We start from the raw sequence: 22,493 nt of genomic DNA, 5'->3' as shown, positions 1-22,493 counted from the left end.
ATTAACCCCATGAACCTTTCGCTTCGCTTGGACGACCTGCGCAATGCCTACCGCAGCGGCGAACTGACGCCTCGGACATTGCTGTTGGAGCTGCGGGAAAAAGCCGCGGCGCTGAACCCGGACTACCACCTGTTCATCCACCTGCTGACGGCCGAGGAACTGGAACCCTACCTGGCCGCGCTGGAAGGCCGCGACCTGGAGAGCCTGCCGCTATACGGCGTACCTTTTGCCATCAAGGACAACATCGACCTGGCCGGCATTCCGACCACCGCCGCCTGCCCGGCGTTTGCCTACGTGCCAGACCGCTCGGCGACCATTGTCGAGCAGTTGTTGGCACTCGGCGCGATCCCCCTGGGCAAGACCAACCTCGACCAATTCGCCACCGGACTCAATGGCACTCGCTCGCCCTACGGCGCCTGCCGCAACAGCGTGCTGCCCGACTACCCGGCAGGCGGTTCGAGCGCCGGCTCGTCGCTGGCCGTGGCCCTGGGCGTGGCGAGCTTTGCCTTGGGCACCGACACCGCCGGCTCCGGTCGGGTGCCCGCCGCGTTGAACAACCTGGTGGGATTGAAAGCCACCCTAGGGCTGATCTCCACGGCAGGCGTGGTCCCGGCCTGTCGCACGCTGGACTGCGTCACGACCTTCACGGCGACGGCCAAGGAAGCCAGCCAGCTGTTGGCGCTGACGGCCCGTCCAGACCCTCGTGACGACTACAGCCGCCACAACCCGCAGTGGAACGATGGCACCGCGTTCGGCGCGCCCCGGCGCTTTCGCTTCGGTGTGCCGCGCCAACAGGACCTGGCATTTTTCGGCTGCCAGGAAGGTCCGCAACTGTTTCAGGAAGCCGTCGAACGGCTCGAACGCCTGGGCGGAGAAGCCGTGGAACTGGACCTGTCGCCGTTCCTGGAAGCCGCACGGCTGCTTTATGAAGGCCCATGGGTGGCCGAACGCTACAGCGTTGCCGGCCCATTGATGGAGCGCGAGCCCGACGCCGTCCTACCCGTCATCCGCACCGTATTGGCGAAAGCGCCCACAGTGGATGGCGTACAAACTTTCCGCGCCCGCTACCGTTTGCAGGCGCTCAAAGCCCAATGCGACCGGGCCATGGAGGCGCTTGATTGCGTACTCACACCGACCATCGGCCGGCCGGTGACCCTCGCCGAACTGGCCGTCGAACCGGTGCTGCGCAACTCGGAGCTGGGGTACTACACCAATTTCATGAACCTGCTGGACTACGCCGCCGTCGCCGTTCCCAGTGCGTTCATGGGCAACGGCTTGCCTTGGGGCGTGACGCTGTTCGGCCGAGCATTCACCGATCAATACCTCTTGAGCGTGGCCGATGCCTTGCAGCGCCAACAGGACACGGCTTTGCCAGCGCCCGCCAACCCGGCGCGCCACGACCGGGCGCGGCTGGTGGTGTGTGGTGCACACCTGGACGGGTTGACACTGAACTGGCAGCTCAAGCAACGCGGTGCCCGGCTGATCGAGGCTACCCAAAGCTCGCCGGACTACCGCCTCCATGCGTTGGCCGGCGGCCCACCCTTGCGTCCCGGCATGGTTCGGGTTCGTGAAGGCGGCGTGGCGATCGAGGTCGAAGTCTGGGAGCTGCCGAGTAGTGAACTGGGCTCGTTCCTGACGGGCATTCCCGCACCGCTGGGGCTGGGCAAGGTGCAACTGGCCGATGGGCGCTGGGAAAGCGGATTCATCTGTGAGTCGTATGGCCTGGAAGGCGCACGGGACATCAGCCATCTGGGGGGATGGCGGGCTTATCTAACGACCCTTGAGTAAACAGTACCCTGTGGCGAGGGGATTTATCCCCGCTGGGCTGCGCAGCAGCCCCAAAACCTGTCAGCGTGGTGTATCAGACAGAATGCATTGGGGCCGCTTCGCGGCCCAACGGGGATAAATCCCCTCGCCACAATCTTGCAAACCTGCAAATTCGACTGTCTTTTCCCACAAGGCCACTAAACTGACTTCATTGGGTCTGCGCCAAGGGAATCGCCATGTCGCTCCGTTCGCCGTTGTATTCCCAGCGCAAGCCGCTCCTGGCCGTGGTGGCGCTGCTGGGTGCCGGATTCCTGATCATTGCGTTGCTAGGCTATTACGCAGCCCATGCCTCGGTACGCGATAACATCCTCAAGACACTGTATCTGAACCTGTTGATCGGCATACTTGTGACACTGGCCGTCCTGGCAATCCTTTATCGGTTGATCAACAGCTACCAACAACGCATCGACGCCCAGGCCACCCTCGACAGCCTGACCGAATTGCCGAATCGCCGTGGCTTCGATCTGCTGGCCGTGCAAGCCCTCCATGAAGCCCAGCGCGAACCCAAACCCTTGACTGCGCTGCTGGTGGAACTGGACGACTTCAAGCGGCTGGACACCACTCACGGTCATATCGCCACCGATCAACTGTTGACCGGGTTCGCCCGCAGCCTGACTGAGAGCCTGCGGCATTCGGACATCGTCTGTCGCTGGAGCGCCGAAGCCTTTGTCGTCCTGCTCAAGGACACCGATGGACAGACCGGTCTGAAGATCGCAGAGAAAATTCGTCAGCACATCGAAAAGCAGCGCTATTTCTGCAGTGGAAAACAATTGCTGGTCACCGTCAGCCTCGGCCTCACCACCTTGCAGGACGAAGACACCTTGCACAGCCTGCTGTCGCGGACCGATCATGCGCTACAACGCGCCCGGCAGACTGGGCGCAACCGAACCTGCGTGGAAATGCCTCATTCCAGTTATGAATAAGCCCGATCTTTGCCCGGCCTGCGGCGGTGCCAATGACTGCACCCTGGCCGACCCACGAACCGCCGACCGCGCCTGCTGGTGTTACGGCGTGAGCATCGACCCGGCCGTGCTTGAAGCATTGCCAGCCGAGCTGCGTGATCAATCCTGCCTGTGCCCACGCTGCGCCCAGGTCCAAGCCCAGTTGCGCGCCAAGCCTCAGCCGATCGCGTAAGATGCCCGCCCTCCGTTGCCTTGCCTGAACTGCCCATGCGCGTCGACCGTTTCCTCAGTAATCTGCCGCGATTCAATCGCCAACAAGTGCGCCTGTTGCTGGTGGAACGCCGGGTGCGGATCGACGGCCAGACCGTCAGCGATCCCCATGCACAAGTCCGCGAATTCAGCCGTGTAGAAGTCGACGACGAAATGCTGCAAGCAGGCCGGCCAGCGCGCTACTTCATGCTGCACAAGCCGCCCGGCTGTGTCAGTGCAACCCGCGACCCGCAACACCCCACGGCGCTCGACTGGTTGGACGAACCGGACAAGGACGACCTGCACATCGCCGGGCGCCTGGATTTCAACACCACCGGACTGATGCTGATCACCAACGACGGCGCCTGGTCGCGGCGCCTGACCCAGCCGCAGACCAAATTGCCCAAGGTCTACTACGTTGAAACCGAGCAAATCATCACCGCCGAATACGCCACCACCTTCGCCCACGGCTTGTACTTCGCCTTCGAAGACCTCACCACTCAGCCCGCTGAGCTGACGTTGCTGGGGCCGAAATCAGCGCGACTGAGCATCGTCGAAGGGCGCTATCACCAGGTCAAGCGCATGTTCGGCCACTTCGATAACAAGGTGCTGCGCCTGCACCGTGAACGTATGGGGCCACTGCTGCTGGACGCCAACCTCGAGCCCGGTCACTACCGCGCCTTGACGCCTGAAGAGATCCGTCTGATTTGAGTCGATGACCGTCGGGCAGAAGTGTCGAACAATTTTCCGATAGGTACTTGCGCAACGGTCGCCCCCCTGCTTGAATCAAACCGTCGGCCGAAATGTGACCGATGAGTCACAACATACTTCCAAGAAACTTTTTGCCGGCCGGAACCCTCAGGTTCCGCCTTGTCCCGCCGGCGAACTGCCCGCCTATAACAACACCCGTCGACCGTTTTCTGGATCGACATGGGCCTTATCTTCCAGGCGTATGCCTACCTGTCACATTACTCGTGCAATCTCATTGCGCGCATACCCGCTTGCCAGGAGTCTTATGACATGAGGCCAGAAATCGCTGTGCTGGATATACAGGGTCAGTATCGGGTTTACACGGAGTTCTATCGCGCAGACGCCGCACAAAAGACCATCATCCTGGTCAACGGCTCAATGGCCACCACCGCGTCGTTTGCACAGACCGCCAAAAACCTCTACCCGCAATTCAATGTTGTGCTGTACGACCAACCCTACGCGGGCAAGTCAAAAGCTCACAACCGACATGAGCAAATGCTGACGAAAGAGATCGAGGGCCAGATTCTCCTGGAACTGATCGACCACTTCGCCGCCGAGCACGTGCTGTCGTTTTCCTGGGGCGGCGCCGCCACGCTGACCGCCCTGGCCCAGCGCCCACGGCGCATCGAAAAAGCCGTGATCAGTTCGTTCTCACCGGTACTCAATGCGCCGATGCGTGACTACCTGGAGCGCGGTGTGGATTACCTGAGCAGCCTGGACGGCGACCGTGTCGGACACTTGGTCAACAGCACCATCGGCAAACACTTGCCGCCGCTGTTCAAGCGTTTCAACTATCGCCACGTGAGCAGCCTGGCCGAGCACGAATACGGGCAGATGCACTTCCACATCAGCGATGTGCTTCACAGCGACCAGTTGTGCTACGTCAACGCGGCGAAAAAAATCAACGTGCCGGTGCTGTTCCTGAACGGCGAATGGGACGAATACACCTCGGCCGACGACGCCAGGCTTTTTGCCGATCACGTGCAGTACAGCAGCTTCAGCACACTGCAAGCCACCGGGCACTTCCTGGACATGGAACACAAGGCCGCCTGCCGCGACAGCCGCAACGCCCTGCTGGACTTCCTGAAACCGGCCCACCACGAAAGTCGACCACGCTACAACTACGTGCAGGACTACCATGCACTGGCTATCTGAAACCGAGTCCTCGCAAGCAAGCCCCGCCCAACGCTTCTGGCAACGGGGCTTGCCCGCGAACGACCGCTCTGGTTTGAGCCTTGCGTAGACGAGTGATCTCGCCGTACGTAAAGAAAAACTTCAAATCCTCGGCCACATCTGGTACAAAGTCAGCCGCTCTGAGCGGGTGTCGTATAATGGCATTACTCCAGCTTCCCAAGCTGATAACGAGGGTTCGATTCCCTTCACCCGCTCCAATCGAATTCTGGTCCTGCGCTGTGTGTTTTTTGGCGAAGGATAAAAAAACCGGCTCTTGGTGGCCGGTTTTTTTTGGTCTGGAATTTTGTGGGATTTGCGCCCCTGAGGTTCACACCGAGTACCTATGAAGGAGAGCAAGGATGCACCTGATTGACTCATATCTGCCTACGTATCAGTTCAGTGAATTGCATACCGTGGACATCCCCGTAGACCCTTCCCGTGCCATTGCGGCAATCCTCGACCACCGCCCCGAAGACGACCGTTTCTTTCGGTATGCAATCAAGCTTCGCGAACTCCCCATGCGCCTGCTGGGTCGATCTCCGCATCCAGGCGCTGATCAACGCGCTTCATTCGGCATGGATAATTTCACATTGCTTCAGCGCAACGGCGACGTAGAGGTCGCTTACGGACTCGCCGGCAAGCTGTGGAAAGCTGACTACGGCCAAGTCGTTGTCGCGGATGCCGAAGCGTTCGAGCTATTCAATGAGCCGGGGAATGTGAAGCTGGTCATCAGTTTCAGCTGCCAGTTGCTGCGATCGGGGCTGACGAGGGTCACCACGCAGACACGGGTGCATTGCCTCGACGCGGATGCGTTGCGAAGTTTTACGTCGTATTGGTATTTGATTCGCCCGGTCAGCGGGCTTATCCGTCGGCGCATGCTGAAGGCTATTGCGAGGCGTTGCGCAGCAGGCGCTTTGAAGAGCAGTACGCCAAGAGCATGAATGAGCGCTCATGGCGAAAATTTCACCGCGCCCTCACCAAGAGGGGAACTGGTAGGCGGTAAGGGTGCTGACCAAACCGGACTGGGCTGTGCCGAAAAGTGGACAGAAAATCAAACATGCCTTGCGACAAAAGCGACGACGGCAAACAGGGTCAGGGCGAACGCGGCACCGATGCTGAACGGCAAAAACGTAACGCGGAATGTGGCCGGGGCCGGGCGTCTCATCTCTTCAGCTAACGCCTCTACCTCTTGATGCAATTGCTCGATGCTTGCTTGGTAACTACGAGGTGTAGGCATGTTTCTTTCTCCTCCGAGGTCGCGGGTCGTGCTGAGTCTGAACCATTTCGAGCAATGTGAGCCGTATGCTTGCAAAGCTCAAGTACCAGTAATGTAGGGTGGGTATTGGCGCATTGTGGCGAACCAGCGTTCAAATTTTAATCCCAAAACCCGCAACGGCGACAAGGGCAGTCGCAACCCTTGCCCCTACTGCGTATGGATACCAGAAGGCCTCGTGCTTCAGCTTCGTTTCCTCGGCCGTAAGTTTGCGAGTCTCAGCCAACAGCTTTCGGGTTTCGATCAATAGTTTATCGAGTTCTAAATTATCGCGGTCGTTCTGAAGCATTGATCATCCTTCCAAGGTTTGAGCCGCCGCATTAAGCGTCGTTTTCTGCGAAGCCGGAAAAATCTGTCGGACATCAATGGCTCGTTGCCAACCGTGTAGTCCGTCTGCGGAGCACTATTTCCTATCTGCGCAGTTGTGGATAGCGGGCGGCTCTCGCTTAATTTGTAGGCCGAATCCGAGAATTGCGTAGGGGGTGCGCATACTTTACTTTTCGGCGAGTTTCGCCTTGTTGCGCTTGTCCTTCGAGCCACTCTCCAGACGTCGCTGCAAATCAGCGATCGGGGCTTGGAAACCCGCGAGTCAAGCAACCGCGCTTCACGGGAGCTAGACAATGCGTACCTCGCAGCAAATCAAATCACTTTCAAACCAGCCAAAGCTCAGGCCCCGAACCTACTGTTTCTCGATCGACAGAGGCAGGCCATGAACGAAAACACTGAACTAAAAACCATCGGCTACCCCCCCTTCAACTATTCCGCTGATCGAGCGCTGTTCCGGGTCAACGGCGGATTCCCCATCCAAGAGGCACTGGAACAGGCGTCGGATCTTTGCTTTTTGTATCTTGGCCGCCCACTTGTGTCGTTCATTGCTCAGTCCCCGGCAGATGCCCCAACGGCAGCGCCCCCGGCGTCTTCACCGTATGAATCGCAAAATTGCTCCGGATATCACTCACACCCGGCAGTTTCAGCAGCCGCCCGGTGAGGAACCGGTCGTAGGCCCGCAGATCCGGCACCACCACTTGCAACAGGAAATCCGATTCGCCTGACACCAGAAACGCCGAGATCACCTCCGGCAATGCCGTGACCGCCTGGCGAAACGCTTCGGCTTGTTCGTCGTTGTGCCGTTCGACCTTCACGCCGACAAAGATCGTCAGCCCGAGGCCCACTTCGTCGCGATCCAGAATGGCTTGATATCCGCGAATCACCCCGGCTTCTTCAAGCATCCGCACGCGGCGCAGGCAGGGCGACGGGGACAGGCCGATTTCTTCGGCCAGTTGCACATTACTCAGGCGACCATCGCGTTGCAGCGCGGCGAGGATTTTGCGGTCGAAGGCATCCAGTTTCACGAGTTGGCATTTCCCGATTGAATAACACGAGTGCATGGCAGGTTATGCCAATTTCCTGAGCTTTAGAAGCTGACTTCGCAACCACCTGCCCTGCCCTTCGGCCCTAGACTGGCACGACCGAATCGTCGATGAAGGGGGATGTGGCATGGCAGAGCTCTGGTTGTTCCTGATGGCCTTGATGGTGGTGTATGTGCTGCCTGGGCCGGACATGATCCTGTTGCTGCAAACCGGTGCCCGCCAGGGCAGGGGCGCGGCGCTGGCGACGGCGGTGGGCCTGGGCGTTGCCCGGGGATGTCATGTCGCGCTGGCCGCATTGGGGCTTTCGGCATTGTTCAAGACTGCGCCCTGGACCTTTGACGCGGTACGCCTGGCCGGGGCGGCCTATTTGTTATGGATCGGTTTTCAATGCCTGCGGACCACGTTGTTGCCGAGTTTTGAAGGAGCCGGTATCGAGGCCGGAAAACGGCGTTGGTATCAGGCGATTCGGCGCGGTCTGCTGACCAATCTGCTCAACCCCAAGGCATTGTTGTTTTGCTCGGTGTTATTGCCGCAGTTCATCGATCCGCAGGGCGGACCGGTGTTGGGGCAGTTTGCGACCCTGGGCGTGGTGTTGGTCAGCGTGGGTTTGTTGTTCGATAGCGCCTACGCGCTGGTAGGTGTCGCGCTTGGGCGCTGGCTTCAACGCTCGCCATCGGTCCAGCGTGTTCAGCAATGGTTGTTTGGGAGTCTTTTGATTGGGTTTGCGGTGCGGCTGACGTTTGTGCAGCAGGCCTAGTGCCTGGATAAGCTGGTCGGACGGGACCTGGAGCGAAGTAAACCGGGGACTGCTACGCAGCCCAGCGGGAGCAAGCTCCCTCGTCACGTGGCATCACCTGTCGCAATCACATTCCAAATGTCAGTAAATCGAACCAGGCGTCTTCTGATGTACTTCTTCACCATCGGGAATAGCGCACTAGCATGGGGTGCTAGGGGTCGAGCGGACCTTTCAGCCCCCTCAACTCCGTTCCCGTTAAGCACCATTTGCAATGGTGGGATGCTCAGACTAGACTCCTCCCAAAACGGGAGGTAATGGGTGCGGATTATTGCGAGAGGTACCTTGCGGGAATTTTGGGAAAGTAATCCGGCTTATGCCGACTCTCAGACTCCACTGGTTGAATGGTATCGACACATGGAGAAAGCAACCTATCACACGCCTCAAGAGATTAAGGCAGAACTCGGAACAGCCAGCATTCTCAAAAGCAGCAGGGTTGTATTCAACATTGGCGGTAACAAATACCGAATCATTCTGGCGATCGACTATCAGCGCCAGCTCGGTTTTGTCCGGTTCGTCGGAACCCATGCCCAGTACGACCAAATCAATGCGGAGACCGTATGATGAACATCAAACCCATTCGCAACCAAGATGATCTGAATGCAGCCTTTGCGCGCATCGAGCAACTCTGGGGTGCTGACGTCGGTTCGGCTGAAGGTGATGAGCTGGAAATCCTTGCCTTGCTGATCGAAAAATATGAGGACGAGCACTACCCAATGCCGCCTTCCGACCCAATTGAGGCCATCAAATTCCGGATGGATCAGCAAGGCTTGACCGCGCGCGACTTGGAACCGTTCCTCGGTTCGAGCGGGCGTGTATCTGAAGTGCTGAACCGCAAACGCAAACTGAGTCTGGCGATGATTAAACGCCTTCACGATGGATTGCGAATCCCTTATGAGAGCCTTTTGGCGGACGTTGCCTAACACGTGACGGCATCGACCAATCCCACCAACATCTCAAATAGAACCGGTCCATCGTGACCGGTTTTTGAGGTCCTCGTTTTAGTCACTACCATCCTCATCACATCCCGAAATAACTCACTCCCTCTCCCCCGCAGTCCTTACCGGGCGCGGCTTCTACACTTCGAAGCAACCCACTCAACCACCCGCCAGTGTCGTCCCTGGTGGTTATAGTGTTGATCATTAAATTTCAGTAGGTATAGTACCCACCAAGCACACCACACGGAGGTGTTGTGAATAGCCGATTCTTGATAAGCCAAATCATTGCAGACGGTTGGTATCTGGTGCGGGTTCGGGGCAGCCACCATCACTTCAAGCACCCGACCAAGCCGGGATTGGTCACGGTTCCTCATCCGAAGAAGGACCTGCTCAAGAAAACGGCCATCAGTATTTTGCAACAGGCGCTGCTTCAGCCGGCCCGTTGCGCGACGTTCCCGGAGGACGATGAATATGCTTTACCCGATTGCGATTTCCATGGGCGATGACAAGCACGCCTGGGGGGTTGAAGTGCCGGATATTCCCGGATGTTTCTCCGCAGGCGATGACCTGGACGAGGCCATGGCGATGGCGCGTGAGGCCATCGAGGGACATTTCGAGATTCTGGCTGAAGACGGCTCGCCGATTCCGCCGGCCAATACCGTCACCTTGCACGCCGCCAATCCGAAATATGCTGGCTGCACCTGGGCGCTGGTGGACATCGATGTGACCAAGTACCTGGGCAAGGCGCAGAAACTCAACATCACATTGCCTGGCTATTTACTGAATCGCATTGATGAATATGTGTTGCACCATCCTGAAGAGAAGAGCCGCTCCGGGTTCCTGGCGTCGGCGGCGCTGAAGGTGTTGCAACAAGGCCGGTGAGAAGCCGCCACTACCTGTGGGAGCGAGCTTGCTCGCGATAGCGCCCTGTCAGCCAACAGGAATACTGCTGATCTGACGCCATCGCGAGCAAGCTCGCTCCCACAGGACTCAGCCAGACGGCTATTTGTTCTCCTTTCCAGACTCCTGCATCTGCACCGAAGACTTGGTGCCATCGGTGTTGTCCTTGGTCTCGTTATCCGAGTTGTCGAAACAGCCTTGCAGGGTGAACAAGCAGCAGGCAAGGCAAAAAATGCGGGCGAGATTCATGATGTACTCCAATGCCGAGGGCTTTCAGCAGTGACCTGCGAGAGCGGCAATGGTTGCGACTGTCATCGTGCCGAACGATGAACGTCGACGGATGTTGGGGACTGAAATGTAAGTAGAATCTTCACCGTCTCGTTGCTGTCACACCAGACAGGTGCATCCAATAAGGAAACACGGCAATGACGTTCGCAAAAATCGCGCAAAAACTGGCCCTCTGGGCGGGGAGTCCCAAGACATTCCTGGGGGCCATCGTATTGTTGGCACTGTGGGCAGCCAGCGGACCTTTCTTCGGTTTCAACGACACCTGGCAATTGATCATCAACACCTCAACCACGATCATTACCTTCCTCATGGTGTTCCTGATTCAGAACACGCAGAACCGCGATACAGACATCTTGCACCTGAAGATCGATGAATTGTTGCGAGCGACCAAGGAGGCACAAAACGCAATGCTCGGACTCGAATCCCTGGACCTCAAGCAACTGGAGGCGCTGAGGAAACACTACCAGGCCATGGGCAACGACGAGGTCAAAAGCCTTGAAGGCCTGGAAGCGAAAAGCAAGATCGACCTGAACCAGTGCTGAAAGATGCGCGAGTGGTGAGGTGCCACTCGCGCGGTTCGGCCGAGCGTCAAGGCAGTGGGTTACCGCCCGTCACGCCAAACACTTCCCCAGTGATGTAGCTCGACTCCTGGGATGCCAGCAATACATAGAGCGGCGCGCATTCGGCCGGTTGGCCTGGACGTTTCATCGGCACTTGGGCGCCAAAGGTAGGAATCTTCTGCTGCGGTTGGCCGCCACTGGGTTGCAGCACGGTCCAAATCGGTCCCGGTGCCACAGCATTGACCCGGATGCCCTTGCTGATGACCTGTCCGGCCAACGCCTTGGTGAACGCCACGATGGCCGCTTTGGTCGTGGCGTAATCCAACAGCGTCGCGGACGGATCGTAGGATTGGATCGATGCGGTGTTGATGATGGTCGCCCCCGCCGGCATCAGCGGCACCGCTGTCTTGCAGATCCAGAACATCGCATAGATGTTGGTTTTCATGGTGTCGTCGAATTGCGCAGTGGTGATGTCGGCAATGTCTTTTTGCGCTTCCTGCTTGCCGGCAACGTTCACCACAATATCCAGGGCGCCCAATTGCTCGTGGGCACTCTTGACCAATTGCACACAAAAGGTTTCGTCCTTGAGGTCGCCGGGAATCGCAATCGCCTTGCGGCCTTCGGCTTCGATCAGCTCGATGACTTGCCGCGCATCCCGCTCTTCGCTGGGCAAGTAGTTGATCGCGACATCCGCGCCCTCGCGGGCATAGGCGATGGCGGCGGCACGACCGATGCCTGAGTCACCACCGGTGACCAGGGCCTTGCGCCCTTCCAGACGCCCGAAGCCCTGGTAACTGTTTTCACCATGATCGGGCTTGGGCACCATGTCCTGGTCAATGCCCGGTGGCGACTGCGGCTGATCGGGAAAGGGTGGGCGCGGATATTGGGTCAGTGGGTTCTGCATCGCGTATTGGTTGGGTTCTCGGCGTGTGGACATCGAGGTTCTCCTTTTCGGCGGGCAAAAATCAGCCGGGACGCGAACGTCCCGGCACTGAATACAAAAAACGCAGCGGATCAGCGGCTGGCTTGCAGCGCCCTGGCCATTTCAAGGTGAGTCTGCAATTTAGGCAGGGTTTCATCGGCAAACGCCTTGATCTCCGGCACTTCGGTGGTCTGGGCCTGCTGCTGGATCTGCGCGATGGCCTCCTCGGTGGCCTTGACCTGGGTGGCGGCATACGCAGCCTCGAACGACTCGCCTTCCTTGACCTGCGGCATCAGGGCCTTGGCCTTGTCCGCCACCTCCTCCCGGGGGGCGACAGGCAAGTCGAGCTTCTTGGCGATCTTCGCCAAGTGTTGATTGGCCGTGGTGCGGTCGTTGATCACCATGATGGTGTAGTCCTTGACCTCCCTGGATTCGGCTTTCCCATGGGCCATGCGACTTGTCTCGATGTCAGCCATGCCTTTGGCGGAAGCATCGTTGATGAATTCGGCAGGCGATTGGGCCCAGGCACTGTTGGCGCCCAGGCCCACCAACACGACAACACTGGTGGTGCGAAAAAAGCTGGCCATACGGCTCATGATCGCGCCCTCCTCTGATGAAAGTTCTGGTGGTTTATCCACCGTTGAATCAGAACCAGCCATGAATACAGCGAAACGTGCGACCCGGCTTTCGACGGTTTCTATCGACGGTCGTGATGGTGGTTCTCCCACTTCTGCGACCCGCTTTGGACACCTTCGTTCGATCATGAGCAATGTTTGCCAGATAAATATCGCTTGAACCGGGCATGGTCCGGCCCCCCCTATTCGTGGATGCAGGGCACGCAGCCCCCTTCTTGCATTCGAATGGGATACGGGTTGAAGGTTTGAGAAAGGTGCTCGTGCCACGACGAACGGTGGCGCACTTTCAGATGCCGAACGCCCTGTGATTCTGGCGTTTGGCGGCATACATCGCCTCGTCGGCGTGGCGAAACAGGGCAACATCTTCAGTGCCATGGTCGGGGAAACAGGCCACGCCGATGCTCGGTTCGATGCTCAGGCAGTGCCCGTCCAGACGCAGCGGCTGGGCCAATGCATGACGGATTTTTTCCTGCACGCGTTGGGCATCCTCCAAGGCCTGGATGCTGTGCAGCAGCACCACGAACTCGTCCCCACCAATACGTGCCACGGTGTCGGTGTCGCGGATACAGCCCTTGAGACGATTGGCCACCGCCTGTAACAGCATGTCGCCAACCCCGTGGCCATAGGTGTCGTTGATCTGCTTGAAACGGTCCAGGTCGATGTACAGCAAGGCCATGCGCCCAGACGCCGCGCGCGCGGTCGCCAATGCACACTTGAACCGTTCACGGAGTAATTCGCGGTTGGGCACCTGGGTCAATTGATCGTACTGAGCCATGTGCTGCAATCGGGCGTGCAACTGCTTGCGCTCGATGGCGACGGTGATCTGTGCGCAGACGTATTGCAGCAGTTCCTTGTCCTGCTCGGTGTAGCGCTCGTTGTGCGGCGCACTCTTGACGATCAGCGCGCCAATCGTACCGCTCTGCGAGTTCAGCGGCACGCCCAGCCAACACGGCGCATCCGGCCGCGCTACAAGGTCATCGAACCCCGGCGGCAAGTCGTTACAACCAGGCGTCAGCAGGATCGGCTGGCCGCTGCGAATCACCTCGGCGCACAAACGTCCGGTGACCGTGCCCGGCAATTCGGGCTGCCCTTCCCGGTCGTCGACGTGATAAGGGAAGTTAAGTTGCGAACATTGTTCGTCATACAGCGCCACCGAGAAATTCAGCGCCGGCAGCCACTCGCCAATAATCAGGTGGATGCGCTTGAACAGCGCCAACAGGTCTGCCGCGGCATGGGCCGCCTCGGAAATCGCATACAACGCCGCCTGTCGGGACTCGGCCTGCTTGCGTTCGGTGATGTCTCGGGCCACGGCAATGCGCAGCTGGTCCGCCGGCGACCAGCGCGCCGACCACAGGATGTGCACCACCCGCCCGTCCTTGCGCACGTAGCGGTTCTCGAAATTGAGCTTGGGCTCGCCGTCCATGATCTCCCGCGCCGCCTCAAGGGTCCGCTGGCGGTCGGCGGGATGCACCAGGTCGATCATTAGCTGGCCGATCAGTTCCTGCGGTGTGTAGCCAAAGATCTGTTCGCAGGCAGCACTGACGAACACGAAACGCCCTTGGCCGTCGACGGCACACACGGCGTCCAGCAGAAGATCGATGTAGCTGGCCAGCGGCGCGGAACTTCGAGTGTCCATGGGGCTGGAGGTCATCCGGATAATGCAGCGGTGAGCGAAGCGGGTGATCGTCAGTTCGTGACGCCGATACCACGAACGAGAACTACGCGCCCCCTGTAGCGATGAGGATAGCGCAGGGGATCAACTGTAGGGAACGAAAAGCCCAAGAGGTGCAGCCACTCGCTTCAACGCAACCCCGTCACTCCGTAAAAAACGCCATACCGGCATACGGTGCCTGCCGACAGGCCTTCAACCGCGACGCCAGGTCGCCCACATGCACTTCAAGCTTGTGCCCGTCCGGGTCGAGAAAGTAGAACGAATCACCCTCGCTGCGGTTGTCGCGCCACGATGACACCTGGGCCGCGTTCAGCCGCGCCACCAGTGCCGGAAAATCCTCGGCAGTGATGCTGAAAGCGTAATGGGTGTAGTCCGCCGCCGGTTCGGGGCTGCGTAACGGGTCGAAAGCCAGGCACAACCACAAACCCGGCAGCGACAAATAGGCCCCGCGATCCCACTTGGCTTCGAGACGCAACTGTAATAGCTCGCCATAAAAACCCACGCTGCGATCCAGGTCGGTGACGGCAAGGGTCAGATGATTGAAGCCTGAGAGCATCAGCAAACCACTTTCAGAAAAGAGTGATAACCCAGTGGGCGTGGGGCGAACCCAGGGTACTTCCAAGCTCCGACATCGCCGACGGATTCCCCGTCCAAGGCCCTAGGCAAAGTCCTACGCAGAACTCTCCAGTGACACTCAAACACGCCGGAAACAGCCGATTCAAAGCCCTGCACAACAATCTGTAAAGTCTGGAAACACACCGCTATCGAAACACCCCACGGACAGTACCATTCACCAAGGAATGTAATCGCACCATGAACCAGACTGCTCAAGCGCCCCATCACTTCACCCACTACCGCAAGGTGATTTCCCTGGCAGACCAGAACTGGCAGGGCACCGAGGCCGGCAAGGTCTCAGGGCTGAATGTCGAGGTCAAGACACCCAATGTGCTGGTCGACCAATACGGTCGTACCTTTCATCATTTCTGTACCACGTCCTACCTGGGCCTGGACTATCACCCCGCATTGCTGGACGGCGCCATGACGGCCCTGTGGGAAACCGGGACCCTGCGGGTCGCCAACTCAAGGAATCGCTGCAAGCTGGCGATCCTGGACCAGTACGAAACCCAATTGTCGGAGCTGTTTGGCGCCAGTTGCCTCAGTGCCCTGTCGTGCAGCGCGGCAAGCGCCGGAATCCTGCCGCTGCTGGCCAGCGGTGCATTCACCAACCATTGTTCGCCGGTCATGGTGTTTGACAAACACGCCCATTACTCGATGAACCACAGCAAGGCCGCCTGTGCCGATGAAACCCAGGTCGTCACGTGTCCGCACAACGACATGGACTTCATCGAAGACCTGTGCAAACGCCAGCGCTGCGTGGCGTACGTGGCCGACAGCGCCTACAGCATGGGCGGCTTGGCGGACCTGGACAGCCTGATGTATCTCAAGCAACGCTATGGCCTGTTTCTCTATCTGGATGACTCCCACGCGCTGTCTGCGGTCGGGGAGTCCGGCGCAGGCCTGGTCCGTTCGCGCGTCCCGGCCGTGGATGAACGCACCCTGATCGTTGCGTCCTTGGCCAAGTCATTCGGGGCCAGTGGCGGGATGGTCATGTTCGGTAGCGAGCGGCACAAAGCGCTGGTGCAGCGTTACGGTGGGCCGAGCAATTGGTCCCAGAGCCTGAACGCAGCGGCCATCGGCGCCGGTATGGCGTCGATACGCCTGCACCGCAGTCGAGAATTCAGCGCCCTGCAGGAGCGTTTGCAAGCTAATATCCGCTTCTTCGACAGCCTCGTGCGCACTGAACAGCGTGGCAATCCCATGGCAATCCGCATGGTGCCCTGCGGTGAAGCGGCCCTGGCCAACAGCCTGGCCGTCGAACTGGCCGAACTGGGGTATTTCACTTCAGCGGTCTTTTTTCCCGTGGTGCCGCAAGGCAAAGCCGCCATTCGCATCACCCTGCGCGCCGACATGGAGCCGAACGTGATTCGCTCGTTTTGCGAAAAGATCACCGAACTGCTGCTGACCCACGGGCGTGACATCCGCCCTTGAGACAGGACGCTCGATGAAGAACCGTACAACCCTGATCGTCACCTGCACTACCGTTTTCCTGGCCCAACTGGGCATGAGCATCTACTTGCCGGCCCTGCCCGATATCGCCCGGGACCTGGGCGCCGATGCGTCCCGGGTTTCCTGGGGCTTGTCGGTGTACCTGATCGGCATGGCGCTGCCCATGTTGCTGTGGGGCAGCCTGAGCCAACGGCTGGGGCGCAAGCCGGTCTTGCTGGCGGCCTTGGGGTTGTACGGTTTGGGCAACCTGGCCCTGCCGCTGGGCACAACCGTGGAGGCGTTCCTGACGCTCAGGTTGATCCAGGGCATCGGCGCCAGCGGTATCTCGGTGATGGCGCGGGTACTGATTCGGGACAGTTTCAGCGGCGACCTGTTGGCCAAGGCACTGTCATGGATATCGATCGCCTTTGTGATTGCCCTTGGTATCGGCCAGTACCTGGGCTCGCTGATCCAGGCCGTTTTCGGCTGGGAGGCGATTTTCCAAGGCTTGGGCGCCGTCAGCCTGGCCATGGCAGCGGCGGTGTCCCGGGCCAGGTTCCCAGTGCTGGTGCAAACCAGCAATGGGCAATCGGCGTGGGGCATCTACGGGCTCATCCTGCGACAACCCGCGTTCCTGCTGCCGGCCTTGGCCGGTGGGCTGGGTTACGGCGTGATCGTCGCCTTCAACACCGCCGCGCCATTGATCCTGCAGGAAAGCTACCACTGGTCACCCATTGAATACGGCCTGCTGGGCTGGCCGGTCAGTGCGGCGTACTTGCTTGGGGCGTTGGTGGTGAATGCTTTTGTACTGCGTACCGGTCAACGGCGAATGATGGGCTGGGGCATTGCCCTGGTGCTGGGCGGGAGCATGAGCATGCTGGCAGGCAGCCTCACCTTGAGCAGTGTCGCGCTGCTCTTCTGGCTGCCGTATTGCTTCGCGGTGTTTGGCCAGTCGTTGATCTACCCCATCAGCCTGTCCCTGGCCAACGAAGGCTCACCGGTGGCCGGCGCTTACGCCATGGCGTTGAGTGGGTTCCTGCACCAACTGATGGCCTCGGTGATCGGTGCCATGGCCAGCCTGTTGTTGAGCCAACAGGCCTGGCCGCTGGCGGGGTTATGCGCACTGTTGGGGGCGGCGGCGATGCTCTGTGTGAAGTTCGTGCCACCCCGGGTCGCTTAGGCTTTGTACGAAAAGTGCCTGCGCGACGATCATGCTGCGTTGAAAACAGGCTCGGAATGCTCATTGACAACCAGTCAACTCCGCTTCCTCGCCTGTTTTCGCCTTGCCTGATCGCCGCTCGGCGACTTTTCATACAAAGCCTAGAACGCGCTGCGGAAAATCTCTTCGATCTGCCGCTGATCCGCCGCCCGTGGGTTGGTCAGGCCGCAGGCGTCTTTCAAGGCGTTGGCGGCCAGCACCGGTACGTCGTTGAGGCGTACGCCCAGGTCACGCAAACCGGCCGGAATGTCCACGTCAAGGGCCAGTTTGCGAATCGCAGCAATGGCGTCCCGGGCGCCCTCTTCCGGGCTGAAGCCGCGTGTATCGGCGCCCATGGCATGGGCCACGTCGGCCAGGCGAACGGCGCATACCGACGCATTGAAGCTCTGCACATGAGGCAACAGCACCGCGTTGCACACACCATGAGGCAGGTCATAGAAGCCACCCAACTGGTGCGCCATCGCGTGCACGAAACCCAGCGATGCATTGTTGAACGCCATCCCCGCGAGAAACTGCGCATAGGCCATGTTCTCCCGCGCGGTCAGGTCATTGCCGTCACGCACGGCCAGGCGCAGGTTGTTGCTGATCAGGGTGATGGCCTTCAGGGCGCAGGCATCGGTGATGGGGGTGGCGGCGGTGGAGACATAAGCCTCGATCGCGTGGGTCAGTGCATCCATGCCGGTGGCAGCCGTCAGGCCCTTGGGCATCGCCACCATCAGCGCCGGGTCGTTCACCGACATCAATGGGGTGACATTGCGATCGACAATCGCCATTTTTACGTGGCGTGTCTCGTCGGTGATGATGCAAAAACGGGTCATTTCGCTGGCGGTGCCCGCCGTGGTGTTGATGGCGATCAGCGGCAACTGCGGTTTGCTCGAACGGTCGACGCCTTCATAGTCGCGAATCTGCCCGCCGTTGGTGGCACACAGGGCAATGCCCTTGGCGCAGTCGTGGGGCGAACCGCCACCCAGCGACACGACGAAATCACACTGGCTCTCCTTCAGCAGCCCCAGCCCGAGCTCGACGTTGGCGATGCTTGGGTTGGGCTTGGCGCCGTCGAAAATGACCGAGTCGACGTCCTGTATCGCCAACAATTCGGCCACCTTGGTGGCGACACCGGCCTTGGCCAGCCCCGCGTCGGTGACGATCAGGGCTTTGCGAAAGCCGTAGTTGCGGATAGCGGTCATCGCTTCATCGAGGCAACCCAGCCCCATGATGTTCACGGCGGGAATGAAAAAAGTGCTGCTCATGGGGTCACGCTCCTGGTTGAGGCCGGATCGGCAGGGCCTACAGAATGACCGACTAGTCATGACGCATCTTGATCTGGCTCAAGACTGGGTCGTGATAAAGTCGCGCCCTGCCTTTGCCACGTTTTGAGATGATCCTTGCGATGACCGATTTCCAGGAATACGACACCCGGCTCGAAGACTGGGAGGCCTTGCGCGCCGACACCGCCTTCAGCGGCCTGTTGGTGGGCAATGGGGCCAGCCGCGCAGTGTGGGATGATTTCGGCTATGACTCGCTGTTCGAAAATGCCCGCACCGTCGAGGAGAAACCCCTGAGCCCGTCGGAGCTGAGCGTGTTCGATGCGATGCAGACGCGCAGTTTCGAGCAGGTCCTCGCTGCGCTTAAAACCACCAGTCGGGTCAACAAGGCCCTGGCCGTCAGCTCCGCCGCGCCGCGCAATCGCTATTACGCGATCAAGGAAGCACTGATCAACACTGTGCATACGGTGCACATCCCATGGCGCCTGGTGCAACCCTCGACCCTGGCGACGCTCAACCAGGAGCTGAGCCGCTACCGCACGGTGTTCACCACCAACTACGACCTGCTCAACTATTGGGCAATCCAGCAGGCGCCCGAGAGCATCAGCGACCTGTTCTTCGGCGTCGACCACAGTTTTGACCTGAGCCAGGTGACCACCGACAAACCGCGCCTGCTGTACCTGCACGGTGGCCTGCACCTGGTACGCAACCAGGACGGCACGGCGCGCAAACTCACCTCCACCGAAGGCACCTTGCTGGGCAGTTTCGCCATCAACAACACGATCAAGACCCTCGACGACGTGCCTTTGTTCGTCAACGAAGGCCCAAGCCAGGACAAGCTCAAGACCATCCGCAGCAGCGATTACCTGTCGTTCTGCTACGACCAGTTGCTGCAGCACGGCGACAACCTGTGCCTGTTCGGCCATGCCCTGGGCGAACAGGACAAGCACATCGTGCAAGCCCTGCGCCTGGCCGCACCGAAGACCGTGGCGATTTCGATCTATCCCCGTAGCCAGGCGTTCATCCAGCATCAGAAGCGGCATTACGCCAAGGTGTTCCAGGGGCTGGAGGTGCAATTGCGCTTCTTCGATGCCAAGAGCCACCCGCTGGGCGATCCGAAGTTGTCGGTGCCGGTGGAGGTTTAACCAGTGCAGGCATGACCTGGAAACCCGACTTCAGTGAATGGTGGCGAGGGAGCTTGCTCCCGCTGGACTGCGAAGCAGTCCCATAGTGCAAATGACGGCTGCTTCGCAGCCGAGCGGGAGCAAGCTCCCTCGCCACGGGAAGCTCGCTGCCACAGGGATGAATTCAAAGCGCCGCCACGGTCTTGTCCTTGATCACCGTCGTCGGTCCGTTGGCCTTGACGCTGGCAATGCCTTTGTCCCGGGCCGCGTCCGATGAATAAGCTTCACTGCTGCCAATCACTTCATGGTTGGCCGCCTTGAGGTTGAAGTACGGATGGCCGTCCTTGGTGTTCTTGAGTTCGTAGCGCTCGGCCAACGGACTGTTTTTCTGCACCGAAGCAATGCCACCATCGACACCGCTGCGGGTGGTGTACAGCTCACTGGTCAAGATTGTCTCGGCGTTGGCCGCCTTGAGTACAAACCGAAACTGGCCGCTGCTGCTTTTGCTGATTTCGTACCATCCGGACATGATTTTTCTCCTGGCAATGAAGACATGCCCCGAGAGTAAAGACCCGCCGCGCTTGCCCTGCCAGTCCGCTGTGCAGCGTTATTACAATGTGATGGCCGTGCCCAGCAGCGTCAGGAAACCCGCCAGCCAGCTCGGGTGCGCAGGCCAGGCCGGTGCAGTGGCGAGGTTGCCCTGGACATGGCCTTGGGTCACGGGAATGTCGATATAGGTCCCGCCCGCCAGCCGGACTTCCGGAGCACACGCCGGATAGGCGCTGCATTCACGTCCTTCGAGAATGCCCGCCGCCGCCAGCAATTGCGCACCGTGGCACACCGCGGCAATCGGTTTGCCCGCCAGATCGAAATCGCGCACCAGTTGCAGGACGGTTTCATTCAGGCGCAGGTATTCCGGCGCGCGTCCCCCCGGCACCAACAGCGCGTCGTAGTCGGCGGCCTGGACGTTGGCGAAGTCATGGTTAAGGGCAAACAAGTGCCCTGGTTTTTCACTGTAGGTCTGGTCGCCTTCGAAATCGTGGATCGCCGTGCGCACCGTCTGCCCGGCGGTTTTGTCCGGGCACACGGCGTGCACGGTGTGGCCGATCATCTGCAGGGCCTGGAACGGCACCATGACTTCATAATCTTCGACGTAATCGCCGACCAGCATGAGGATTTTCTTGGCGGCCATGGGAAGGGCTCCTTTGGGGGGCTGCATGAGTGGTTAACGCATTAAAGGTAGCCCGCTACGTCGGTAGATGAGGGATAAGCGCTGATTACCTGACGGGATGCACCTCGCTCCCACAGGATGTCAGTGATGTCAGACGAGGTATCCATCCGCCCGCAGCAGCGTTTCGAGGCAATGCTCGGTAACGTGGTAGAACGCCTTGAGTTCCTGGATCTTGGCCAGCAGCTCGGTGGGGTCCGCCGGTTCGGCGCGTTTGACGGCCAGGATCATCTTGTTCTTGTTGGTGTGCTCAAGGGAGATGAACTCGAAGACCTTGGTCTCGTAGCCGCACGCTTCCAGGAACAGCGCCCGCAAGCTGTCAGTGACCATTTCCGCCTGCTGGCCAAGGTGCAGGCCATATTGCAGCATTGGCTTGAGCAAGGCCGGGCTCTGGATCTGCAAGCGGATCTGCTTGTGGCAGCACGGCGAGCACATGATGATCGAGGCGCCCGAGCGAATGCCCATGTGGATCGCGTAGTCGGTGGCGATGTCGCAGGCATGCAAGGCGATCATCACGTCCACCGCGCTCGGCGCCACGCTGCGCACGTCGCCGTGCTGGAAGCTCAGGCCCGGGTGTTCCAGGCGCGCGGCGGCTTCGTTGCACAGCTTGACCATGTCTTCGCGCAGCTCGACACCGGTCACCACGCCTTCGGCCTGCAAGGTGTTACGCAGGTAATCGTGGATGGCGAACGTCAGGTAGCCTTTGCCCGAACCGAAATCCGAGACCCGCACCGGTTTGTCCAGGGCCAGTGGCGAAGACGTCAGCGCATGGCTGAAGACCTCGATGAACTTGTTGATCTGCTTCCACTTGCGCGACATCGCCGGAATCAGCTCGTGCTTGTGGTTGGTCACGCCCAGGTCGGCCAGGAACGGTCGGCTCAGGTCAAGAAAACGGTTTTTCTCCCGGTTGTGCTCCGCCGACGGCACTTCTCGCAGTTGCTGGGGCTTGCTCTTGAACAACGAGCTCTTGCCCTTCTTGCTGTACTCCAGCTGCGCCTCGTCGGTGACCGCCAGCAAATGTGCGTTCTTGAACGAAGCTGGCAACAATGCGGCGATGGTGTCCACGCCTTCGGCCAGGGGGAAATTCTTGGTGATATCGCGGGTCTTGTAGCGGTAGACGAAGGACAGGCACGGCTGGTCCTTGACCGTCAGTTGCTTGATGATCAGCCGCTGGAGATCCGCCTCATCCCCCACATACTTGGCCAGCACCAGTTTGATGAACGCATTCTGTTCGAGACTGGTTTTCAGCAACTCGATGAACTGGGCGTGGTGATCCGGCGCGTGATGGGCGGGGGTTGCAGTGGCGGACATGAACAAACGGCCTCGGGGCGGGCGAATCGGAGAATGGCGGGTATTTTA

At 59.6% G+C, this 22,493-nt stretch carries 26 protein-coding genes, 1 tRNA gene and 2 pseudogenes; 17 read left to right on the top strand and 12 right to left on the bottom strand.

Annotated elements, in window-relative coordinates:
- Positions 1 to 9: 9 nt before the first annotated feature.
- From atzF to BT116_RS21875, 7 genes and pseudogenes are all read left to right on the top strand, one after another.
- Complete coding sequence (atzF, locus tag BT116_RS21905) at positions 10 to 1,788, top strand: allophanate hydrolase (RefSeq protein ID WP_072347097.1); 1,779 nt, start codon at positions 10 to 12, stop codon at positions 1,786 to 1,788.
- Positions 1,789 to 2,132: 344 nt separating this feature from the next.
- Positions 2,133 to 2,750 (top strand): annotated as a pseudogene (locus tag BT116_RS21900) (GGDEF domain-containing protein); the annotation flags it as partial.
- The gene (locus BT116_RS21895; protein WP_072347095.1) at positions 2,743 to 2,961 is read left to right on the top strand and encodes a cysteine-rich CWC family protein; all 219 of its coding nucleotides are present in this window, start codon (positions 2,743 to 2,745) and stop codon (positions 2,959 to 2,961) included. The pseudogene BT116_RS21900 and the gene BT116_RS21895, both read left to right, overlap by 8 nt.
- A gap of 35 nt (positions 2,962 to 2,996) precedes the next feature.
- Positions 2,997 to 3,689 (top strand): pseudouridine synthase, encoded by a 693-nt coding sequence (locus BT116_RS21890; RefSeq protein WP_072347094.1) that lies wholly within the window; start codon positions 2,997 to 2,999, stop codon positions 3,687 to 3,689.
- Between the two features lie 309 nt (positions 3,690 to 3,998).
- Positions 3,999 to 4,883 (top strand): alpha/beta fold hydrolase, encoded by an 885-nt coding sequence (locus tag BT116_RS21885; RefSeq protein WP_072347093.1) that lies wholly within the window; start codon positions 3,999 to 4,001, stop codon positions 4,881 to 4,883.
- Between the two features lie 162 nt (positions 4,884 to 5,045).
- Positions 5,046 to 5,119: transfer RNA gene (locus BT116_RS21880), tRNA-Gly, on the top strand.
- A gap of 141 nt (positions 5,120 to 5,260) precedes the next feature.
- Positions 5,261 to 5,842, top strand: coding sequence for a hypothetical protein (locus BT116_RS21875; RefSeq protein WP_072347092.1), 582 nt, complete (start codon positions 5,261 to 5,263; stop codon positions 5,840 to 5,842).
- 110 nt (positions 5,843 to 5,952) lie between these two features.
- Here BT116_RS21875 and BT116_RS21870 read toward each other — a convergent pair whose 3' ends face one another.
- Positions 5,953 to 6,138, bottom strand: coding sequence for a hypothetical protein (locus tag BT116_RS21870; protein WP_063322556.1), 186 nt, complete (start codon positions 6,136 to 6,138; stop codon positions 5,953 to 5,955).
- 130 nt (positions 6,139 to 6,268) lie between these two features.
- A complete protein-coding gene (locus BT116_RS21865) occupies positions 6,269 to 6,463 on the bottom strand; it encodes a hypothetical protein (protein ID WP_072347091.1) in 195 nt (64 codons plus the stop codon).
- Positions 6,464 to 6,883: 420 nt separating this feature from the next.
- Between BT116_RS21865 and BT116_RS31910 the strand changes: the two genes are divergently transcribed.
- A complete protein-coding gene (locus BT116_RS31910) occupies positions 6,884 to 7,162 on the top strand; it encodes a DUF3077 domain-containing protein (protein WP_371856177.1) in 279 nt (92 codons plus the stop codon).
- Here BT116_RS31910 and BT116_RS21855 read toward each other — a convergent pair.
- Positions 7,044 to 7,526, bottom strand: coding sequence for an Lrp/AsnC family transcriptional regulator (locus BT116_RS21855; protein ID WP_024616088.1), 483 nt, complete (start codon positions 7,524 to 7,526; stop codon positions 7,044 to 7,046). The genes BT116_RS31910 and BT116_RS21855 overlap by 119 nt on opposite strands.
- 145 nt (positions 7,527 to 7,671) lie before the next feature.
- Here BT116_RS21855 and BT116_RS21850 point away from each other — a divergent pair, with 145 nt between their 5' ends.
- The 5 genes and pseudogenes from BT116_RS21850 (at position 7,672) to BT116_RS21830 (ending at position 10,157) form a co-directional block, all read left to right on the top strand.
- Entirely contained in the window at positions 7,672 to 8,301 is a 630-nt protein-coding gene (locus BT116_RS21850; protein WP_072347090.1) for a LysE family translocator, read from the top strand.
- A 297-nt stretch (positions 8,302 to 8,598) separates the two neighbouring features.
- Positions 8,599 to 8,901: a type II toxin-antitoxin system HigB family toxin gene (locus tag BT116_RS21845; RefSeq protein ID WP_072347089.1), complete on the top strand. Its 303-nt coding sequence runs from the start codon at positions 8,599 to 8,601 to the stop codon at positions 8,899 to 8,901.
- A complete protein-coding gene (locus BT116_RS21840; RefSeq protein ID WP_063325151.1) occupies positions 8,901 to 9,260 on the top strand; it encodes a helix-turn-helix domain-containing protein in 360 nt (119 codons plus the stop codon). Before BT116_RS21845 ends, BT116_RS21840 begins: the two co-directional genes overlap by 1 nt.
- 269 nt (positions 9,261 to 9,529) lie before the next feature.
- Positions 9,530 to 9,706 (top strand): annotated as a pseudogene (locus tag BT116_RS21835) (type II toxin-antitoxin system HicA family toxin); the annotation flags it as partial.
- Between the two features lie 40 nt (positions 9,707 to 9,746).
- The gene (locus BT116_RS21830) at positions 9,747 to 10,157 is read left to right on the top strand and encodes a type II toxin-antitoxin system HicB family antitoxin (RefSeq protein ID WP_058543061.1); all 411 of its coding nucleotides are present in this window, start codon (positions 9,747 to 9,749) and stop codon (positions 10,155 to 10,157) included.
- Between the two features lie 120 nt (positions 10,158 to 10,277).
- Here the strand turns inward: BT116_RS21830 and BT116_RS31090 are convergent, their stop codons facing one another.
- Positions 10,278 to 10,424 carry a hypothetical protein gene (locus BT116_RS31090; RefSeq protein ID WP_170845971.1) on the bottom strand — a complete coding sequence of 49 codons (147 nt, stop codon included), beginning with the start codon at positions 10,422 to 10,424 and terminating at the stop codon, positions 10,278 to 10,280.
- Positions 10,425 to 10,600: 176 nt separating this feature from the next.
- On the opposite strand from BT116_RS31090, the gene BT116_RS21825 reads away from it, so the two are divergent.
- On the top strand, positions 10,601 to 11,005 hold the full coding sequence (locus tag BT116_RS21825) for a low affinity iron permease family protein (RefSeq protein ID WP_025212333.1): 405 nt from the start codon (positions 10,601 to 10,603) through the stop codon (positions 11,003 to 11,005).
- A 46-nt stretch (positions 11,006 to 11,051) separates the two neighbouring features.
- On the opposite strand, the gene BT116_RS21820 is transcribed toward BT116_RS21825, so the two are convergent.
- The 4 genes from BT116_RS21820 to fos all read right to left on the bottom strand — a co-directional run bounded on the left by BT116_RS21820 (position 11,052) and on the right by fos (position 14,808).
- A complete protein-coding gene (locus BT116_RS21820; RefSeq protein ID WP_072347088.1) occupies positions 11,052 to 11,960 on the bottom strand; it encodes an SDR family oxidoreductase in 909 nt (302 codons plus the stop codon).
- 77 nt (positions 11,961 to 12,037) lie between these two features.
- Complete coding sequence (locus BT116_RS21815; protein ID WP_072347087.1) at positions 12,038 to 12,541, bottom strand: DUF4142 domain-containing protein; 504 nt, start codon at positions 12,539 to 12,541, stop codon at positions 12,038 to 12,040.
- 325 nt (positions 12,542 to 12,866) lie between these two features.
- A complete protein-coding gene (locus tag BT116_RS21810; protein ID WP_072347086.1) occupies positions 12,867 to 14,216 on the bottom strand; it encodes a sensor domain-containing protein in 1,350 nt (449 codons plus the stop codon).
- Between the two features lie 178 nt (positions 14,217 to 14,394).
- Positions 14,395 to 14,808, bottom strand: a complete 414-nt coding sequence (gene fos, locus BT116_RS21805) for a fosfomycin resistance glutathione transferase (protein WP_072347085.1) — start codon at positions 14,806 to 14,808, stop codon at positions 14,395 to 14,397.
- A 257-nt stretch (positions 14,809 to 15,065) separates the two neighbouring features.
- Here fos and BT116_RS21800 point away from each other — a divergent pair, with 257 nt between their 5' ends.
- Both BT116_RS21800 and BT116_RS21795 read left to right on the top strand, forming a co-directional pair.
- Positions 15,066 to 16,301 (top strand): aminotransferase class I/II-fold pyridoxal phosphate-dependent enzyme, encoded by a 1,236-nt coding sequence (locus BT116_RS21800; protein WP_063322565.1) that lies wholly within the window; start codon positions 15,066 to 15,068, stop codon positions 16,299 to 16,301.
- A 13-nt stretch (positions 16,302 to 16,314) separates the two neighbouring features.
- Positions 16,315 to 17,478, top strand: a complete 1,164-nt coding sequence (locus tag BT116_RS21795) for an MFS transporter (RefSeq protein WP_072347084.1) — start codon at positions 16,315 to 16,317, stop codon at positions 17,476 to 17,478.
- Between the two features lie 140 nt (positions 17,479 to 17,618).
- Here the strand turns inward: BT116_RS21795 and yiaY are convergent, their stop codons facing one another.
- Positions 17,619 to 18,767: an L-threonine dehydrogenase gene (yiaY, locus tag BT116_RS21790; protein ID WP_072347083.1), complete on the bottom strand. Its 1,149-nt coding sequence runs from the start codon at positions 18,765 to 18,767 to the stop codon at positions 17,619 to 17,621.
- Between the two features lie 140 nt (positions 18,768 to 18,907).
- Between yiaY and BT116_RS21785 the strand changes: the two genes are divergently transcribed.
- Positions 18,908 to 19,927 carry a DUF4917 family protein gene (locus BT116_RS21785; RefSeq protein WP_072347082.1) on the top strand — a complete coding sequence of 340 codons (1,020 nt, stop codon included), beginning with the start codon at positions 18,908 to 18,910 and terminating at the stop codon, positions 19,925 to 19,927.
- Between the two features lie 163 nt (positions 19,928 to 20,090).
- Here BT116_RS21785 and BT116_RS21780 read toward each other — a convergent pair whose 3' ends face one another.
- The 3 genes from BT116_RS21780 to BT116_RS21770 form a co-directional block, all read right to left on the bottom strand.
- Complete coding sequence (locus BT116_RS21780) at positions 20,091 to 20,435, bottom strand: YegP family protein (protein ID WP_057449704.1); 345 nt, start codon at positions 20,433 to 20,435, stop codon at positions 20,091 to 20,093.
- An 81-nt stretch (positions 20,436 to 20,516) separates the two neighbouring features.
- On the bottom strand, positions 20,517 to 21,098 hold the full coding sequence (locus BT116_RS21775; RefSeq protein WP_072347081.1) for a DJ-1/PfpI family protein: 582 nt from the start codon (positions 21,096 to 21,098) through the stop codon (positions 20,517 to 20,519).
- A gap of 129 nt (positions 21,099 to 21,227) precedes the next feature.
- On the bottom strand, positions 21,228 to 22,445 hold the full coding sequence (locus tag BT116_RS21770) for a class I SAM-dependent methyltransferase (RefSeq protein ID WP_072347080.1): 1,218 nt from the start codon (positions 22,443 to 22,445) through the stop codon (positions 21,228 to 21,230).
- Positions 22,446 to 22,493: the final 48 nt, after the last annotated feature.

This window comes from Pseudomonas sp. NFACC16-2 (genome assembly GCF_900119205.1).
Classification (GTDB): domain Bacteria; phylum Pseudomonadota; class Gammaproteobacteria; order Pseudomonadales; family Pseudomonadaceae; genus Aquipseudomonas; species Aquipseudomonas fluorescens_Q.
Note: the sequence above shows the minus strand (reverse complement) of the source record. Positions and strands in the feature narration are given on the sequence as shown.

Coding starts and splice junctions, on each gene's coding strand:
- BT116_RS21840 (WP_063325151.1), top strand. CDS start 8,901: ATGAACATCAAACCCATTCGCAACCAAGATGATCTGAATGCAGCCTTT.
- BT116_RS21780 (WP_057449704.1), bottom strand. CDS start 20,435: ATGTCCGGATGGTACGAAATCAGCAAAAGCAGCAGCGGCCAGTTTCGG.
- atzF (WP_072347097.1), top strand. CDS start 10: ATGAACCTTTCGCTTCGCTTGGACGACCTGCGCAATGCCTACCGCAGC.
- BT116_RS21825 (WP_025212333.1), top strand. CDS start 10,601: ATGACGTTCGCAAAAATCGCGCAAAAACTGGCCCTCTGGGCGGGGAGT.
- BT116_RS21865 (WP_072347091.1), bottom strand. CDS start 6,463: ATGCTTCAGAACGACCGCGATAATTTAGAACTCGATAAACTATTGATC.
- BT116_RS21890 (WP_072347094.1), top strand. CDS start 2,997: ATGCGCGTCGACCGTTTCCTCAGTAATCTGCCGCGATTCAATCGCCAA.
- BT116_RS21820 (WP_072347088.1), bottom strand. CDS start 11,960: ATGTCCACACGCCGAGAACCCAACCAATACGCGATGCAGAACCCACTG.
- BT116_RS31090 (WP_170845971.1), bottom strand. CDS start 10,424: ATGAATCTCGCCCGCATTTTTTGCCTTGCCTGCTGCTTGTTCACCCTG.
- BT116_RS21800 (WP_063322565.1), top strand. CDS start 15,066: ATGAACCAGACTGCTCAAGCGCCCCATCACTTCACCCACTACCGCAAG.
- BT116_RS21785 (WP_072347082.1), top strand. CDS start 18,908: ATGACCGATTTCCAGGAATACGACACCCGGCTCGAAGACTGGGAGGCC.
- BT116_RS21875 (WP_072347092.1), top strand. CDS start 5,261: ATGCACCTGATTGACTCATATCTGCCTACGTATCAGTTCAGTGAATTG.
- BT116_RS21815 (WP_072347087.1), bottom strand. CDS start 12,541: ATGAGCCGTATGGCCAGCTTTTTTCGCACCACCAGTGTTGTCGTGTTG.
- yiaY (WP_072347083.1), bottom strand. CDS start 18,767: ATGAGCAGCACTTTTTTCATTCCCGCCGTGAACATCATGGGGCTGGGT.
- BT116_RS21775 (WP_072347081.1), bottom strand. CDS start 21,098: ATGGCCGCCAAGAAAATCCTCATGCTGGTCGGCGATTACGTCGAAGAT.
- BT116_RS31910 (WP_371856177.1), top strand. CDS start 6,884: ATGAACGAAAACACTGAACTAAAAACCATCGGCTACCCCCCCTTCAAC.
- BT116_RS21810 (WP_072347086.1), bottom strand. CDS start 14,216: ATGGACACTCGAAGTTCCGCGCCGCTGGCCAGCTACATCGATCTTCTG.
- BT116_RS21795 (WP_072347084.1), top strand. CDS start 16,315: ATGAAGAACCGTACAACCCTGATCGTCACCTGCACTACCGTTTTCCTG.
- BT116_RS21770 (WP_072347080.1), bottom strand. CDS start 22,445: ATGTCCGCCACTGCAACCCCCGCCCATCACGCGCCGGATCACCACGCC.
- BT116_RS21850 (WP_072347090.1), top strand. CDS start 7,672: ATGGCAGAGCTCTGGTTGTTCCTGATGGCCTTGATGGTGGTGTATGTG.
- BT116_RS21885 (WP_072347093.1), top strand. CDS start 3,999: ATGAGGCCAGAAATCGCTGTGCTGGATATACAGGGTCAGTATCGGGTT.
- BT116_RS21895 (WP_072347095.1), top strand. CDS start 2,743: ATGAATAAGCCCGATCTTTGCCCGGCCTGCGGCGGTGCCAATGACTGC.
- fos (WP_072347085.1), bottom strand. CDS start 14,808: ATGCTCTCAGGCTTCAATCATCTGACCCTTGCCGTCACCGACCTGGAT.
- BT116_RS21870 (WP_063322556.1), bottom strand. CDS start 6,138: ATGCCTACACCTCGTAGTTACCAAGCAAGCATCGAGCAATTGCATCAA.
- BT116_RS21830 (WP_058543061.1), top strand. CDS start 9,747: ATGCTTTACCCGATTGCGATTTCCATGGGCGATGACAAGCACGCCTGG.